The following is a 15847-nucleotide window of genomic DNA, read 5'->3' on the forward strand; positions in this document are numbered from 1 at the left end:
TCACCATCATTTCAATTAGATTCTGGATAAATCTACGAGTGAAGGTCGCAATTTCCAGTAATGACTATGATACAACAATTTACTCAAAAACGCCAATAGTCATTATTACGATTTAGTCGTTATCTAAACGAGCCAAAATCTCTCTACTAACTAAATTATCCATAATAAAATTATATTGTGTTACACTATCTTCTTTTTTGGGATTATTAAAGATATTAATAGCTTGCAAGCCATTAGCAGTTGTCACCGCCATTTTAAATTCAGTCATGTCTTTAGAGATAGTAATTTTTAGCAAATCACCCTTGGAATAAGGTGAAGTGGGGTCTAAGCTACGTTCGTAATAAAAATTACCGGGCTTAGTGGTTTGAAATCCCACATCTTTTAGTGAATAACGTTTAATTTGTGGGTTAATGCCATAAGTATGTTGGTCACCCTTTAAAGTTACTTCTTTGCTAAATGCCATGATTACTTCTCCTCTTTTTGTTTTAGTCGACTAACGGTCTTTACGATTACATCGATTAATTGATTAACCTCAGCTTCAGTATTGTAACGACCAAAGCTAATTCGGATGGATTCACTAATTCTAGGACTACCTTCACCATACATTGCCGTTAATACGTGTGATGGTTCAATACTACCAGCTGTACATGCTGAACCACCAGACACAGCAATTCCCGCTAAATCTAAGTTAGTTTGCATGACATAGGTAGAAATTCCCTTCAACCAGATATTTAATACATGATTTAAGTTATCAGGACAAATTTCACCGTTGATAGCAAAATCAATATTATTTTCTTTTAGTCGATTCACTATTTGTTGTTTAAAGCCATAATACTTGGTTTGACGAGCTTGTTTTTCAGTAGCAGAAACATCTTTTACTGCTTGAGCGAAACCAGCAATACCGGGAACATTTTCAGTTCCAGCACGTCTTTTTTCCTCTTGTTCGCCACCCTTAATAAAGCTAGGGAAATTAACACCAGTTCGTTTATACAAAAAGCCCATCATTTTAGGTCCATTCAACTTATGCGCTGAAGTGGATAACATATCAATATGATCTCGTTTAACATCAATATCTAATAAGCCATATGCTTGAACTGCATCGGTATGAAACCAAGCTTGATGATCCTTTAAGATTTCACCAATTTCATGAATGGGCATTACTGAACCAACTTCATTATTACCACTCATGATGGTTACCAAGATGGTATCTGGACGCAATGCTGCTTTAAAATCAGCCAATTTAATATTACCATTTTCATCTACCGGTAAATAAGTCACTTCAAAGCCCTCATTTTCCTCAAGATATTTTAATGGTTGCAAGATGGCCTGATGTTCAATCGCAGTTGTGATAATGTGTTTACCTAATTTTTTTCTAGCAATTGCCGTTTGCATGATGGCCGTATTATCACCTTCAGTGCCCCCACTGGTAAAGACAATTTCGTCGGGATCAGCATTAATACTCTTAGCAATTATCGTCCGTGAATCTTCTAGTAACGTGTGTGATTCGCGTCCTAATGCATATAAAGTGGATGCATTACCATAGACATTTTTAAACTTATCCAGCATCACTTCATAAACTGAGTCAGAAACTCTCGTGGTAGCTGCATTATCAAAATAGATCTCGTTCAACCTAATTCACTCCAATATTAGTTTGCCTGAAAGAAATTCAATAACATTGCTGCAGATTTTTTACCAGCAGCAATAATAAAATCATCAAAATTATTGTTAGCATCTTCATCGCCAACATCTGACATCGCCCGAATGACTACGTATGGTACATCAAAATCATAGGCTACTTGGCCAATAGCGGCTCCTTCCATTTCAACGCATAAAGCATCTGGAAAATTAGTTTTAATGGTTGCAATTACATCAGAACTAGCCACAAATTGGTCACCTGACACGATCAAACCAGAATGGGTTTCTAACTTAGCTGCCTCAGCTGCTTTGGTAATGGCTTCTTCTAAACTACGAGCAGCGGGAAAACGAGCGGGACAGTTAGGTAATTGTCCAATTTCATAGCCAGCGGCTGTAACGTCAACATCATGATATGCCGTTTCAGTAGAAATAACGACATCCCCAATTTCTAAATCTGTTCCAATTCCACCAGCCGAACCAGTATTAATTAGGTAATCAACAGCAAAGGTAGTAATTAATAATGCTGCGGTAATTCCTGCTTGTACTTTACCAATTCCTGATTTAACTAACACCACATCGCTGCCTTCGATTTGACCTTCAAAAAATTCTATTGCACCAATTTTATGGGTAGTTTCATTTTGTAAGTTATCTTTTAAGATTGCGATTTCTTCGTCCATCGCACAAATAATTCCGTATTTCATTTGAAATCTCCTTAATTAACAAAAAACAAGACTAAATAAACAATTACGATTAATATAATCAACGCTAAAATAGTCCAATTAAGTTTTTTTCTAGTTTGTTGCCACTTTTCCGTCTGCGGATTAGCAGACTGGCGACTTGCTGTTGGTTGTTCATCCTGATCGGATTGAGAGCGTCTAGTCTGATGAGTTTTAGCATAGTCTCGTTCAACTTGGACACGCTTTTTATCCCGTTCCTGAAATTCTTTATCAGCCTGTTGCTGTTGCTTACGATACTCTTCACGAGTTAATGTTTGCTTTTCATCTTCGTTTTCAGGCACAGCTTTTCACCTACTTTGTTTTAAGTTGCCAGTACCAAATGGCCATAATCGTCTTTGCATCTTCGATTTCGCCACTTTTAACCATGGCCATCGCTTCTGGTAAAGTTTTGGCTTGAATTTCTAAAAACTCTCCTTGATCTCGTGGTAATTCACTGGAAACAGGAGTTAATCCAGTAGCTAAATATAATTCCATATATTCATCAGTAAAACCAACAGAAGAATAAAATCCAGTAATTCGTTCCACTTGTTCAGCACGATACCTGGTTTCTTCATTTAGTTCTCGCACCACTGCATCTTTAAAATTAGCATCCCGGCGATCTAATTTACCAGCTGGTATTTCAATCGTAGTCGCCTTAATCGGTGCTCGCCATTGTTTTTCTAAGATAATTTTGTTATCAGTAGTGATTGCTAAAATACCAACTGCATTAGCATGATGAACAATTTCTCGGTGAGCAGTGTCTTTATCAGGTAATTCTACTAATTGCCGCTCTACGTCAATAATTGCACCATTATAGATTGGCTCTGATTTTAATACTTTTTCTTCAAACTCCATTTTTTCACATCCAAATCAACTAGATAGACCTATTTTACCGGTCTTGTCCTCGCTTTGCAATTTTGCTTGTTAATCCACAAACTCTACTTTAGCTGCCTGTGGTCCTTTTTGCCCAGTTACAACCACGTACTGTACTACTTGTCCGGGAACAATATCACCACTGGAGACAACTGCCGTTTTAAAAAAGAATAGGTCGTCTCCACTAGTTTGTTCAATAAACCCAAACGCATTTTTATCACTATAAGACTTAATTTGTCCCTTTAACATAAATATTTTCTCCTATCGAAATAACTCCCATGGAGTCCCATGAGAGTTATTAATTACTATTATTTTTCTTCGAAACCTTCAGTAGCTGTTTCTGGGAAATTAGTTCGTACAATTTGGGCACATGATGCACAGAAAGTTGGATAATCTGAATCACTGCCTACATCTTCACGAATTAAACGACAACGTTCACAAGTATCACCAGTAGCGTGAGTTACTTTAATGGCCAATTCATCACCAAATGATTCTGCTTCACTAGCACTGGCAATATCTTCAATACTTAAAGCTGATACCATTAATACTGTAGGTAAATCAGCGTGGAGACTAGCCAACATATCTCTAGTTTTTTCATCAGCATATAAAGTTAATGCTGCTTCTGAAGATTTACCAATAATCTTATTATCACGAGCAGTTTCCATAGCCTTTAAAACATCACTTCTAAGGTCTAAGAATTCTTGCCATTTGCTCAAAATCATTGCTTCATCAGTAAAATGAGCCACCGTTGGCATTTCAGTTAACTGAACAAATTCTTCGGGTTCATTTAAGAAGCTCCAAATTTCTTCCGTAGTGTGTGGCAAAATTGGTGTCATTAATTTAGTCAACCCGACCACCATTTCATACATAACTGTTTGCATAGAACGACGTTTATGCCCATCTTCGGCGTCAATATAAACAACATCCTTAGCAAAATCCAAATAAAAGGCTGACAAGTCATTAGTAATAAAGCTAATGAGTCGCTTGTTAAGTTCCAAGAAGTTGTATTGATTATAAAGTGTTAAGGCTTCTTCTAGGAATTGATTCCAACGAACTAGCATATATTGATCAACTGCTTCTAATTGATCAAAGGTTAATGCATTGTCCTTAGGTTCAAAATCACTAGTATTAGCAAGTAAGTAACGCATTGTGTTTCGAATCTTCTTATACATATCTGAAACTTTAGTAAAGCTTTCCATTGAAACCCGCACATCAGCAGATGTATCAACAGAAGTAACCCAAAGTCGGACAATTTCTGCTCCCATTTGTTTGATAACATCTTCTGGGGCAATGGTATTACCAAGAGACTTACTCATCTTATGACCTTTACCATCTAAGGTAAATCCTTGAGAAATAACTTCCTTGTATGGGGCATGACCAGAAACGGCCACACTAGTAATTAAACTAGAGTTAAACCAACCACGATATTGATCAGATCCTTCTAATTCCAAATCGGCTGGATAAGTTAAGTAGTCTCGTTGAGCTAATACTCCTTGATGTGAAGTACCAGAATCAAACCAAACATCCATAATGTCATTTTCTTTAGTAAATTCACCATTAGGAGAATGTTCACTAGTAAAGCCATCTGGCAGTAATTCCTTAGCCGTTTTTTCAAACCAAATATCTGAACCGTGTTCGGCAAACAATTGAGCGACATGTTCAATGGTTTCTGGTGTGATGATTGGCGTGCCATCTTCTGCGTAGAAAATTGGCAATGGTACTCCCCAAACTCGTTGACGAGAAATAACCCAGTCACCACGATCTTTAATCATATTAGAAAGACGATGATTCCCCCATTCTGGATGGAACTTAACATCTTTTAATGATTCCAAAATTGGTTCTTTAATTTTATCAACTGAAGCAAACCATTGTGGCGTTGCCCGGAAAATAATTGGTTTTTTAGTCCGCCAATCAAATGGGTAGCTGTGTTCATAAGGCATGTAATCTAGTAAAGCTCCTGAAGCTTTTAACTTATCTAGCGCTACTTGATTAGCGTCTTCATAAAAGACTCCCGCAAAGTCAGGACCAGCTTCTTCAGTTAAATAACCGCGCTCATCAACTGGTGCAAAAATTGGCAAGTTGTATTTACGACCAATATTATAATCATCTTCACCAAAACCAGGTGCAGTATGAACCAAACCAGTTCCGGCATCCAAAGTAACGTAATTAGCTAACATTGTAACTAATTTACGAGATTCATCAAATGGATGTTGGGCAATCACGTTTTCAAGTTCACGACCACGCACTTCTTTAACCGTCTTAAAATCAGTCCAACCAAAACGTTCAGCATCTTTATTTAATAATTCAGTAGCAATGACAAACTGACGTTCATCGCCGGCTACTTGAACAACCGAATAATTATATTGTGGGTTAACCGCAATACCCTCTGAACCAGGAATGGTCCATGGAGTTGTTGTCCAAACCACCATGTAGGTATTATCGTTATCCAATATACCCTTACCATCAATCACTTTTTCACCATAAAAGGCAGATGGTGACGTAACATCATGATATTCTACTTCGGCTTCAGCCAAAGCAGATTCAGATGACCATGACCAATAAATTGGTTTTTGTCCGCGATAAATTAAGCCTTGATCCGCCATAGCACCAAAAGCTCTAATTTGAGCAGCTTCAAAATCATGGTTCAAGGTCAAATATGGATTATCCCATTCAGCTGCAATTCCTAACCGCATAAATTCTTTCTTCTGCTTATCAACTTGTTCTAGGGCATAGTCATGACATAACTTTCGAAATTCATTAGTTGACATTTCTTTTCGGTTATAACCAGCCTTAGTTAATTGTTGTTCAATTGGTAAGCCATGAGTATCCCATCCAGGTACAAATGGTGATCTAAATCCAGACATTGACTTAAAGCGCACAATGATATCTTTAGAAATCTTATTCATTGCATGCCCCATATGAATATCACCATTAGCGTATGGAGGGCCATCATGTAAAACAAATGATGGTTTACCTTCATTTAATTTTTGTCGTTGTTCATACAACTTATTTTCGCGCCAAATCTGTTCACGTTCGCCTTCTTTGACCGGCAAATTACCGCGCATTTTAAACTTAGTTTTACCTAAATTTAACGTGTCTTTTACTCGCATATTAACATCCTTTCTAATAAAAAAAGGCCCCGTCACAAGGGACGAAGTCTTCGTGGTACCACCCAATTTTAGAATTTAGAAATTCTCTCGTTAAATAGATTTATACTGAGCTGATAGCAATTTAATCGTTAACTACTAGTCTTTCACCATCACTAGCTCGCTTAAGTCATAATTAAACTGTTGTTGTTCTCAAAATCTGTATATTATTTTTGTTCATCATCTGGATAAATAATAACCGTTTCAGCATTATTATTTACCGCTGGAGTGTCTTCAACTAAATCAGCAGCTGAAGCATCACTTTCGTCTGATTTTACGCCACCATCTTTTTGGTTGTCAAGAGAAGATACTACGTTTTCGATTTCTTCATAGTCAGCAGTTGGTGCTTCATCTAGAAGTTTATCCCATTCAGATGCTTTAATAACTTCTAACTGACTTTCCAACATAACTTGAAGTCTTTGCCGAAAAACACGCGTATTTTTCTTCAAGTCATCAGTTTCAACAGCTAATTTTTTAGCCTTCTTTGATGTTTCTTGAACAATACGGTTAGCCTTTTCGTTAGCAGCATTCACAATATCAGAAGCTTGTTTTTGCGCCTCTTTATTAGTAATTTCGGCTTCTTTTTTAGAATTAGATTTAACCTTATCAGCTGCTTCTTGAGCAACGATAATTGATTGGTTGAGTGAATCTTTCAAATCATTAAAATACTTTAATTTGTCTTCTGATTCATTTAACTTACTGTTTAAATCTTTATTTTCTTGTAAAACGATTTGATAGTCCTTAATAATTTGGTCTAAAAAATCATTAACTTCATCCACGCTATATCCGCGCATTTTTTGCGAAAATTCTTTATTGTGAATGTCTTGTGGACTTAATACCATTTCTAATCCTCCTATTTATTGGGCTTTATTAGTTTTAATTCTAATCTAATTTTATCTTTTTTGGTAACCCCATTGATTGCGGTAATTATAGAGCGACCAAACCCACGAACCGAAATCACGTCATGAATCGCCAGCTCATAATCAGGATGCGTATTTTCAGTCCAGTTTACCTTCACCATACCGCCATCAACTAATTCTTTCGCATGATGACGAGAGATATGAAAGCTTTCAGAAATCACGGCATCTAATCGGAGTGACGCCACTGTAGTGTTAGTCGTTTCAAACTCTTCTCGAGGCTCTAATAATTGGTCTGGGTTCAATTCTTTTAATCGAACCTTCGTGCGACCAATATGATCAATTTGAGTTTTGATATAATCGGCCATTTCTTGCTTAACGATGAATTCCCAATTAGAACCATCGGTAATAATATCGCCAATGACATCTCGATCGATACCACTACCCATCAAAGTTCCTAAAATTTGACCATGCGTTAGAGTGGCAAATTTTTGGGGATAATCAATCAAAAAAGCGGTAAGTAAAAAGTCAGATGGAACCGGTTCATAATAATCAGGATAAATTAAGACCCGTTTCATCTCACTATCAGAATTACCGCCATTCATTTCCAGTTGAACGGAATCATACCGATTGGCAATCGTGGTAACGATATATTGTTGCCGCGGATTTAAAAAATTAGTCAACATCGGACGATATTCATTTTCCACTCGCCCCACTAAGTCGTCAATACTTTCTAAAAATGAAAGTTCATCATGGCGATAGTGTTGTTCAATATTTTCATTCAATCTTAGCCATCAGCCTTTCTTGTTTTACAAATGATTGTTGATCAAAATGCCTAAAAAGATGATTCCACGTTGAACAAACGTCAACACAATTAAGGCAACAATCGGTGCAAAACTAACCATACCAACTCGAGCAAAATCAAATAATTGTTCAAACGGTTCGACAATGCGACCTAAAAGTCTTCCCAGTGTCGATTGATAGGCTCCGGGTAGCCAGCTTAAAAGCGCATAAATCACAATGGCGAACATATAAACATCAATGGCTTTTGTTGCCAGCCACACGATAAAATTTACCATCTCGATCAATTAAGTTCCCCCTAGTCTAGTTGATCCAACTTCGTATTATCAGTTACTCGTACTTGTTTGGGAGTACATAAAAACAGATCTTGACCAATTCTATCAATATTGCCAGAAATAGCAAAAAGGGTTCCATTTAAAAAATCAATCATTCGTTTGCTGGTTTCCGTATCTAATTGACTAAAACGAACAATCACAGTTTCATTGTCCATTAGCAATTTGGCAATTTGATTAACATCATTATAAACGGATGGTTCAATTACCGAAATACCAACATTAGATGTTTGTTTTCTTGTCATAGAGACGACCTTTTTATCATTAACTGGTTGAGTTACGGTTTCATCATTATCATTAATTCCAAAAAAATTATTCAAATTAAATTTTTGTGGCATTTTAATTCCTAGACCTCTCGATTTAACTTAAGTATTTTTAGTTTTTAATGACGACGGAACTTAAAGAAAGGTGGTTCATCATCAGGTTCAGCTGAGTTACTATTACTATCATTATTGCTTTGATCATTACTATCAGTTTGGAATGGATCAAAATCTTGTTTTTCCACATCATTAAATTGATCATTATCATTAACCGCATTGCGATTGCTATTATCGTTTCTGATATCCCAATCACCTAATGGATCACTATTATTAGTATTAAAGTTATTACCACGATTTAAATTATGATCATTATTAGTAGGTTGAGTTTGAGAACTACGAGTATTGCCACGACCGGCGCGACGGCTTACTCGACTACTACGTTTACCTTCATCAAGATCAATTCCCGTAGCAATAACAGTAACTCGAACTTCATCACCTAAAGATTCATCAATAGAAGTACCAAAGATAATATTAACTTCACTGGTAGCAGCTTGAGCCACAATATCAGAAGCATCTTGAGCTTCAAATAATGACAAGTCTGGACCACCGGTAATATTTAATAACACTTGTTTAGCACCATCAATTGAAACTTCCAATAATGGTGATGAAATAGCCTTTTTAGTAGCTTCGGCAGTTCTATTTTCACCATTAGCAGTACCAACTCCCATTAGAGCTGAACCTTGATTTTCCATGGTAGTTTTAACATCAGCAAAATCCAAGTTAACATACCCAGGACTAGTAATAAGATCTGAAATACCTTGAACACCTTGTCGTAAAACATTATCGGCTTCTTTAAAGGCTTCCATCATTGGTGTCTTCTTATCAACCATTTCTAATAAACGATTATTAGCAATTACGATTAAAGTATCAACGTTTTCTTTAAGTTGGGCTACACCCTCATCAGCAAACTTAGAACGCTTAGGTCCTTCAAAGCTAAATGGACGAGTAACAACACCAACAGTTAAAGCGCCTTGTTGTTTGGCAATCTTAGCGACAACTGGTGCAGCACCATTACCGGTACCACCACCCATTCCGGCAGTAACAAAGACCATGTCAGCACCTGAAAGGGCTTCTGAAATGGCTTCTTCACTTTCTTCAGCGGCCTTTTCACCAATTTCAGGATTAGAACCAGCACCCAATCCTCGGGTTAATTTAGGTCCTAATTGAATTCTAGTTTCAGCTTTTGATGTTTCCAAGGCTTGAACGTCGGTATTAGCAACGATAAATTCGACACCTTTAACATCTTCGTTAATCATTTGGTTAACGGCGTTACTACCACCACCACCAACACCAAATACTTTAATTTTTGCCCCGTTATTTTGGGCAGAATCTAATGAGTATTGCATAAATTTTTTACCTCCATTACGTGAGTTTATTCGAAGAAATCACTGAAGAATTTCCGAATTCCCTCACCACGTTTTTTATTGTCTTTTTGTCGTTTTTGTTTTCCTGTTTGCTTACCATCACTTGAATCATTAGAACTGTTGGTTACTTGACTGTGGGCTTTTCGTACCTGAGTCATTGATGCATCTACCGCAGAACGGGATAACATATCGACTTCACTCATATCGGAGTAATAGGCTACAAGTGATAAACCAGCTGAAAACGATGGATGGCGCAATCCCATTTGATCTGGAATATACAACCGTACATTAATATCAAACTTATCAGTGGCCAGTTCTACAATTCCAGGTAAGGCAGCGACTCCACCCGTTAGAACAATTCCACCAGGCAAGCGCAATGCGTTGATTTTATCTAAACGTTCCTTAATTCTTGTGAAAATTTGATCCACACGAGCTTCGATAATTTCAGATAAATACTTTTCATCAATAATAGTTGGCTCTGATTGACCAACAACATCAACAGGGACATCACGATCTTCAGAAGCCATCTCTGAATCAGCCGATCCATAATTACGTTTTAACGATTCAGCATTATCCATTGAAGTATTTAACACGATTGAAATATCCTTAGTGATAAACTCGCCACCTTCAGGATCAGTCGTTACATACTTCAATTGGTGATCATGTACCACTGAAGCCGTAGTTTGACCACCACCTAAGTCGATCAAAATAGTTCCAAAGTCCTGTTCACCATCATTTAAAATTTCATGGCTTTCAGCTAACGGAGTTAGAATCATTGAAATTACGTTAAGTCCCGCTTTAGAAACGGCCTTGTAAAGATTATGCATGATCCCCTTTGCGCCGCTAATAACTTTACCACGCATTTCTAAACGAACACCGACCATACCACGAGGGTCCTTAATTCCATCAAAACCATCGACAATAAATTCCTCAGGTTGAATATCAATAATTTCACGTTCTTGAGGTAAGTTTGTAATGAGTGCCGATGCAGCCACATCATGAACGTCTTGATCAGTAATTTCCCGCGAGTTTTCATCAACGGTAATTAACCCATTACATGGTTCAATTTTTAACATGTTAGCGGGAACACCCACAACAACATCCTGAATTTCAATACTTGCTTTTTCTTGAGCTTGATCTACTGCACTACGAATTGCCTCAGCCGCCTGATCAATATCAACAATGATACCGCGACTTAAACCTTTAGATCGTGCATTCCCCACACCAATAACGTTTAATTGCCCTTTAACTTTTTCTGCAACGATAACTTTTATTGAGGTGGTTCCCATATCAAGTCCAACATACAAACCCGAGTTATCCATATTATGTAAGGAACCTCCGTTTTATAATTTATTGTTTTTTATACGTTTTAAGTTTACCACATTAAAACATGCCACAAAAGATTAATTAATAAAGCGCTTCAACTTATTTGGTAGTAGTCTTCGCCTTATTTTTCGATTGTGGATAAGAATATGCACCAACTTGCATGTCAATGACACTTTTAGTCTTTAATTTAGCAGTTATGCTGGGATAATAAGCCATTTTATCACCAAAAGAAGAAATTGAAGCATAAACTAAATTCCCATCATTCATCTTAATTAAAATACGGTTAGGGTTAATCTTTGATGGCACTAATGCAATTGATTGAATATTGGCCCGGATACTAGCTGAGATGGTGCGATATTGCTTAATCGTTTTGGTTAATTTTTTAGCATTTTTAAAATCAACTAAAATCGGATAACCATCCCTAGGCTGCTTGGTCTTTTTTGCCAAAATTCGCCCACTTTGCAAAATCTGATAATAATTGTTGTTCTTTTGCAAATAACCAATCACTGGAAATTCTTTTACTTTAACGACCACAGATTGAAGTCCGGTCACCTTAACATTAGCTGCTTGAATTCGATTATCATGATTTACCAGCCGCTTTTCAATTTTACCTTGATTCTTTATAACTGATAAAACCAAAGTTTTTTTATTAATTTTAGTTTCTTTTTTTATCCGAGTCACTTCAACAAAATGATTGCCTACTATTTTTAATTCATTTACCTTACTAAAGGGTGAAATATAGTAACAACATAGAACAATAGCCAACAACCCAAAAATGATTGCTGGCGAAATTCTTTTTAAATTTTGTTTTTGAATTGCAGTTAATTTTCGCGTAACCCGCTTTTTTTTGGATCTACCCGATTTAAATGATTTTGATTGATGCTGATTATGGGTGCGCTTAGACTCGGAAGGTTGATCGTGACTTTTTAAATAGGCTTGTTGCCACGGTGTGAGTGGCTCATCTTTATTGTCTTTGGTCATTATCTCTACCTTCCCCTCTCTAATAATTGTTAACGATTAATTGAACGAGCAGCATCTAATACTCGATCAGCGGCATCAGGAACTCCCAATTTAGCTGAATTAGCAGCCATTTGATCTCGTTTTACATCATCACTCATTAATGTATTAACTGCTAGATACAATGATTGACCGGTTAAATCATCTTCTTTAATCATTTCAGCCGCACCCGCATTAACCAAACTCATTGTATTTTTAGTTTGATGATCAGCGGTAACATACGGACTTGGAATCAAAATTGCTGGAATTCCCAAAGCTGTGATTTCAGCAATACTAGTAGCCCCAGAACGACCAACCATTAGGTCCACTTTAGGCAATACTTGAGGCATATTATCAATATACGGCAAGATTGCAATATTGGGGCTAATTCGTTGTCCCCGTAGTTTTTCTAATACACTATCGTAACGCTTTTTACCAGTGACAAAAACCACCTGATAGTCCTTATCATTAAAATCATTGATAGCCTCACTAACAGCCTGATTAATTTTAGGAGCCCCTTGGCTACCACCAAAAATTAATACTGTAGAAACATCATCTTTTAAATCAAATTGCGTCCAAGAAAAATCACTGTGAATGTTAGCTACTTGTTGAGCTCGAGGATTACCGGTAAAAACGACTTTTTCAGCTGGAAATTGAGCGGCAGCATCCTGAAAGCCAATACCGATTTCATCCACAAACCGACTCAAGAACTTATTCGTTAAACCAACAACACTGTTTTGTTCGTGAATCATCGTAGGTACCTTAAGCCGAGCAGCAGCATAAACTACTGCACCAGAAACATAGCCACCAGTTCCTAATACCAAATCTGGCTTAAATTCTTTAATAATTTTTTTGGCTTGTCGGACACTCTTTAAGAATAAATGAACCGTCTTAAAATTGTCTAAAGACAGTGAACGTTTAAATCCCTGGATTTCTAACGGAATAAATTCAATGTTTTGCTTAGGAACAATTGAACTTTCTAACCCCCGCTTAGAACCAACGTATAATACCTTGGAATCTGGTTCTTGTTTCAATAAGTCTTCAACAACTGCAAGGGCCGGATAAATATGACCGCCAGTTCCACCACCTGAAACAATAATTCTCATTACTTCACTTCCTTTTGATTGGTCAAGGTTTCTACTGCATTGATAAATTCATCGCCTCGGACTTCGAAATTAGGGTATTGATCCCAGCTGGCATTAGCCGGACTCAACAGGATAATATCTCCATCATCACTCAGTGAATAAGCAACCGGTACGGCTGCTTTAACATCATTTACTTTTTTAATATTAGTAACCCCAGCTTGTTTTAGGGCATCCGTCATTAGCTCAGCAGTTTCACCAAAAACTACAGCCGCTTTAACGTGTTCTTTAAATTGTGGAACTAAGCGTTCAAAAGTATACCCACGATCTAGACCACCAGCTAACAATACAATTGGTCGATTAAATCCTTCTAAGGCCATTTGGGTGGCTTCAATGTCCGTAGCCTTAGAATCATTATAATATCTTCTGCCATTAGCTTCTAAAACAAATTGTGACCGATGACGGACTCCGGTAAAGGTTTCTAAGACATTAGAAATAGCCAGGTTGGATTTCCCTAGGATTTTAGCAACGGCGATGGCTGCCAGTGCATTTTCCACGTTTTGTTTTCCTGGAACTTTAATATCATCAGCGTTCATAATGAACTCTTGGTTGTAATACAACTTGCCATTTTGTTCATAAGCTCCAGTCATGATTTCACTGGTACTAGCAAACGGAACTACTTGAGCAGCACTACGTTCACTTAAATCACGCCACTCCTGTTTATCATAATTAACAACAAAATAATCATCAGGAGTTTGGTTCAAAGTAATACGCATTTTGGCATTTACATAATTTTCACGTGTTTTATGATAATCTAAATGATTCTCAAAAATATTAGTCAACACTGCTACGTGTGGTCGCAAAGTTTCAATGCCTAATAGCATAAAACTTGAAAGTTCCATTACAATTGTATCGTCTGCAGTGGCTTTAGCGGCTACCATAGTAGCTGGTACTCCAATATTACCAGCTACGTAGGCATGTCCCTTGGGACGTTCTTCATTTAAAATTTTAGTAATCATCGTAGTAGTAGTGGTTTTACCATTACTACCAGTTACCGCAATAATTTCAGCATCAGTTATTTGAAAAGCTAACTCAACTTCGGTAATGATTTTCGTCTTGTGTTCAATAGCACTTTGAACAACCGGATTATCATAAGGAATTCCGGGATTTTTAACCAACAAATCAAAAGTGGCATCGATTATGGATTGGGGATGCCCCCCTGCAATCACATCAACACCTAAATCTGAAAGCTCTGCTAACTCTGGCAATTCACTAGCAGGTTTAGCGTCATTAAGCGTTACCTTGGCTCCCAATTCAACTAATGTTTTTGCAGCATTACTACCACTTTTACCGGCACCTAATACCAAAACATTTTTGTTTTGATAATCCGTTATTTTTTTCATGATTAATCCCTCTTCTAATACTTAATTTATTTAATAGTTGTAAAGACGCCAATTGCTGCGGCAATTAAAGTAATTAGCCAAAAAACGCCGTCAACTTTCCATTCGCTCCAGCCCATCAATTCAAAGTGATGGTGGATTGGTGTCATCTTGAAGATCCGTTTTCCAGTTAATTTAAATGAAGCTACTTGAAGCATTACACTGGCAGTTTCACCAACATAAATAATGCCAATCAGTAGTAGTAATAGTTCATGGTGCACAAGAATAGAGACAGCGGCAATGGCGCCACCTAACGCTAGTGAACCCATATCACCCATAAAAATCTTTGCTGGTTTGTGATTAAAGATGAAAAATGCTAATAAACCACCAACTACCGTGAAACAAAAAGTAGCTACAGATGCTTGATGTTGGGCAAGTGCAATAATCCCAAAAGCACTAAACACAATAGTTGAAGTTCCAGCAACCAAGCCATCCAAACCGTCAGTTAAATTAACCGCATTAGAAAAACCAACCAACCAAAAAACAATAAAGATAATATAGAGATAACCTAAGTTAAAATCAGGGCCAAATGGTAATTTGATTGCCATTGGAAAGCCCTCATGGATATAAACTGCTGCAAAAATCAAAGCTCCCACAATTTGAGCTGAAAATTTTTGCCAAGCTTTTAAACCTTCATTTTGTCGTTGGAAGATTTTAATACTATCATCCCACATCCCCACTAGTCCATACAGCACTAAAATAAATAACAAAATTAAGAGTGAAGGATCAAACAGATGGAAGAATGGACTAATTAACAAGTCAGCAATCACAATTGCAGAAATGAACATTAGGCCTCCCATCGTTGGGGTACCGGATTTTTTTTCGTGCCAAGTTGGTCCTTCTTCTCGAATCATTTGGCCTTCTTTTTTATTTCTAAAATACCGAATCAACATCGGCATAAAAACCAACGTGATCAAGAAACTCACAATTGCAGGTAACATCCAACTTAACATTTAATCA

General features: G+C 37.1%; 17 protein-coding genes. All 17 read right to left on the minus strand.

The genetic code is table 11. The annotated features are described in order from the left end of the window. Window positions 1-112 precede the first annotated feature (112 nt). Window positions 113-463, minus strand: coding sequence for a DUF1831 domain-containing protein (locus tag HII32_RS00250; RefSeq protein ID WP_172187211.1), 351 nt, complete (start codon window positions 461-463; stop codon window positions 113-115). A 2-nt stretch (window positions 464-465) separates the two neighbouring features. Then, window positions 466-1629, minus strand: a complete 1164-nt coding sequence (locus HII32_RS00255) for a cysteine desulfurase family protein (protein ID WP_172187213.1) — start codon at window positions 1627-1629, stop codon at window positions 466-468. Between the two features lie 17 nt (window positions 1630-1646). Then, window positions 1647-2336: a 5'-methylthioadenosine/adenosylhomocysteine nucleosidase gene (locus HII32_RS00260; protein ID WP_172187215.1), complete on the minus strand. Its 690-nt coding sequence runs from the start codon at window positions 2334-2336 to the stop codon at window positions 1647-1649. Window positions 2337-2347: 11 nt separating this feature from the next. Further along, entirely contained in the window at window positions 2348-2653 is a 306-nt protein-coding gene (locus HII32_RS00265) for a hypothetical protein (RefSeq protein WP_172187217.1), read from the minus strand. 10 nt (window positions 2654-2663) lie between these two features. After that, window positions 2664-3206, minus strand: coding sequence for an NUDIX hydrolase (locus HII32_RS00270; protein WP_172187219.1), 543 nt, complete (start codon window positions 3204-3206; stop codon window positions 2664-2666). 69 nt (window positions 3207-3275) lie between these two features. Further along, window positions 3276-3473 (minus strand): cold-shock protein, encoded by a 198-nt coding sequence (locus HII32_RS00275; protein WP_172187221.1) that lies wholly within the window; start codon window positions 3471-3473, stop codon window positions 3276-3278. Window positions 3474-3532: 59 nt separating this feature from the next. Then, window positions 3533-6334, minus strand: a complete 2802-nt coding sequence (ileS, locus tag HII32_RS00280; protein WP_172187223.1) for an isoleucine--tRNA ligase — start codon at window positions 6332-6334, stop codon at window positions 3533-3535. A gap of 203 nt (window positions 6335-6537) precedes the next feature. Next, on the minus strand, window positions 6538-7212 hold the full coding sequence (locus tag HII32_RS00285; protein WP_172187225.1) for a DivIVA domain-containing protein: 675 nt from the start codon (window positions 7210-7212) through the stop codon (window positions 6538-6540). Window positions 7213-7223: 11 nt separating this feature from the next. Next, complete coding sequence (locus tag HII32_RS00290; RefSeq protein WP_172187227.1) at window positions 7224-8012, minus strand: YlmH family RNA-binding protein; 789 nt, start codon at window positions 8010-8012, stop codon at window positions 7224-7226. Window positions 8013-8036: 24 nt separating this feature from the next. After that, the gene (locus tag HII32_RS00295; protein WP_281355379.1) at window positions 8037-8306 is read right to left on the minus strand and encodes a YggT family protein; all 270 of its coding nucleotides are present in this window, start codon (window positions 8304-8306) and stop codon (window positions 8037-8039) included. A 20-nt stretch (window positions 8307-8326) separates the two neighbouring features. After that, entirely contained in the window at window positions 8327-8698 is a 372-nt protein-coding gene (locus HII32_RS00300) for a cell division protein SepF (protein ID WP_172187229.1), read from the minus strand. Window positions 8699-8742: 44 nt separating this feature from the next. Beyond that, window positions 8743-10026 carry a cell division protein FtsZ gene (ftsZ, locus tag HII32_RS00305; RefSeq protein ID WP_172187231.1) on the minus strand — a complete coding sequence of 428 codons (1284 nt, stop codon included), beginning with the start codon at window positions 10024-10026 and terminating at the stop codon, window positions 8743-8745. Window positions 10027-10052: 26 nt separating this feature from the next. Further along, window positions 10053-11366, minus strand: a complete 1314-nt coding sequence (gene ftsA, locus HII32_RS00310) for a cell division protein FtsA (RefSeq protein ID WP_172187233.1) — start codon at window positions 11364-11366, stop codon at window positions 10053-10055. A 103-nt stretch (window positions 11367-11469) separates the two neighbouring features. Then, a complete protein-coding gene (locus tag HII32_RS00315) occupies window positions 11470-12351 on the minus strand; it encodes a cell division protein FtsQ/DivIB (protein WP_172187235.1) in 882 nt (293 codons plus the stop codon). A 29-nt stretch (window positions 12352-12380) separates the two neighbouring features. After that, window positions 12381-13472, minus strand: a complete 1092-nt coding sequence (murG, locus tag HII32_RS00320) for an undecaprenyldiphospho-muramoylpentapeptide beta-N-acetylglucosaminyltransferase (protein WP_172187237.1) — start codon at window positions 13470-13472, stop codon at window positions 12381-12383. Continuing rightward, the gene (gene murD, locus HII32_RS00325) at window positions 13472-14851 is read right to left on the minus strand and encodes a UDP-N-acetylmuramoyl-L-alanine--D-glutamate ligase (protein WP_172187239.1); all 1380 of its coding nucleotides are present in this window, start codon (window positions 14849-14851) and stop codon (window positions 13472-13474) included. The genes murG and murD overlap by 1 nt, the downstream gene beginning before the upstream one ends. A gap of 26 nt (window positions 14852-14877) precedes the next feature. After that, entirely contained in the window at window positions 14878-15840 is a 963-nt protein-coding gene (gene mraY / locus HII32_RS00330) for a phospho-N-acetylmuramoyl-pentapeptide-transferase (RefSeq protein ID WP_172187241.1), read from the minus strand. Window positions 15841-15847: the final 7 nt, after the last annotated feature.

The organism is Lentilactobacillus kribbianus, from assembly GCF_013184075.1.
Lineage (GTDB): Bacteria > Bacillota > Bacilli > Lactobacillales > Lactobacillaceae > Lentilactobacillus > Lentilactobacillus kribbianus.

Bases quoted from the DNA above. Each gene is read 5' to 3' on its own strand.
- HII32_RS00275 (WP_172187221.1), bottom strand. From the start codon at position 3,473: ATGTTAAAGGGACAAATTAAGTCTTATAGTGATAAAAATGCGTTTGGG.
- HII32_RS00270 (WP_172187219.1), bottom strand. From the start codon at position 3,206: ATGGAGTTTGAAGAAAAAGTATTAAAATCAGAGCCAATCTATAATGGT.
- ftsZ (WP_172187231.1), bottom strand. From the start codon at position 10,026: ATGCAATACTCATTAGATTCTGCCCAAAATAACGGGGCAAAAATTAAA.
- murD (WP_172187239.1), bottom strand. From the start codon at position 14,851: ATGAAAAAAATAACGGATTATCAAAACAAAAATGTTTTGGTATTAGGT.
- HII32_RS00315 (WP_172187235.1), bottom strand. From the start codon at position 12,351: ATGACCAAAGACAATAAAGATGAGCCACTCACACCGTGGCAACAAGCC.
- HII32_RS00295 (WP_281355379.1), bottom strand. From the start codon at position 8,306: ATGGTAAATTTTATCGTGTGGCTGGCAACAAAAGCCATTGATGTTTAT.
- HII32_RS00250 (WP_172187211.1), bottom strand. From the start codon at position 463: ATGGCATTTAGCAAAGAAGTAACTTTAAAGGGTGACCAACATACTTAT.
- HII32_RS00285 (WP_172187225.1), bottom strand. From the start codon at position 7,212: ATGGTATTAAGTCCACAAGACATTCACAATAAAGAATTTTCGCAAAAA.
- HII32_RS00300 (WP_172187229.1), bottom strand. From the start codon at position 8,698: ATGCCACAAAAATTTAATTTGAATAATTTTTTTGGAATTAATGATAAT.
- HII32_RS00260 (WP_172187215.1), bottom strand. From the start codon at position 2,336: ATGAAATACGGAATTATTTGTGCGATGGACGAAGAAATCGCAATCTTA.
- murG (WP_172187237.1), bottom strand. From the start codon at position 13,472: ATGAGAATTATTGTTTCAGGTGGTGGAACTGGCGGTCATATTTATCCG.
- mraY (WP_172187241.1), bottom strand. From the start codon at position 15,840: ATGTTAAGTTGGATGTTACCTGCAATTGTGAGTTTCTTGATCACGTTG.
- ileS (WP_172187223.1), bottom strand. From the start codon at position 6,334: ATGCGAGTAAAAGACACGTTAAATTTAGGTAAAACTAAGTTTAAAATG.
- ftsA (WP_172187233.1), bottom strand. From the start codon at position 11,366: ATGGATAACTCGGGTTTGTATGTTGGACTTGATATGGGAACCACCTCA.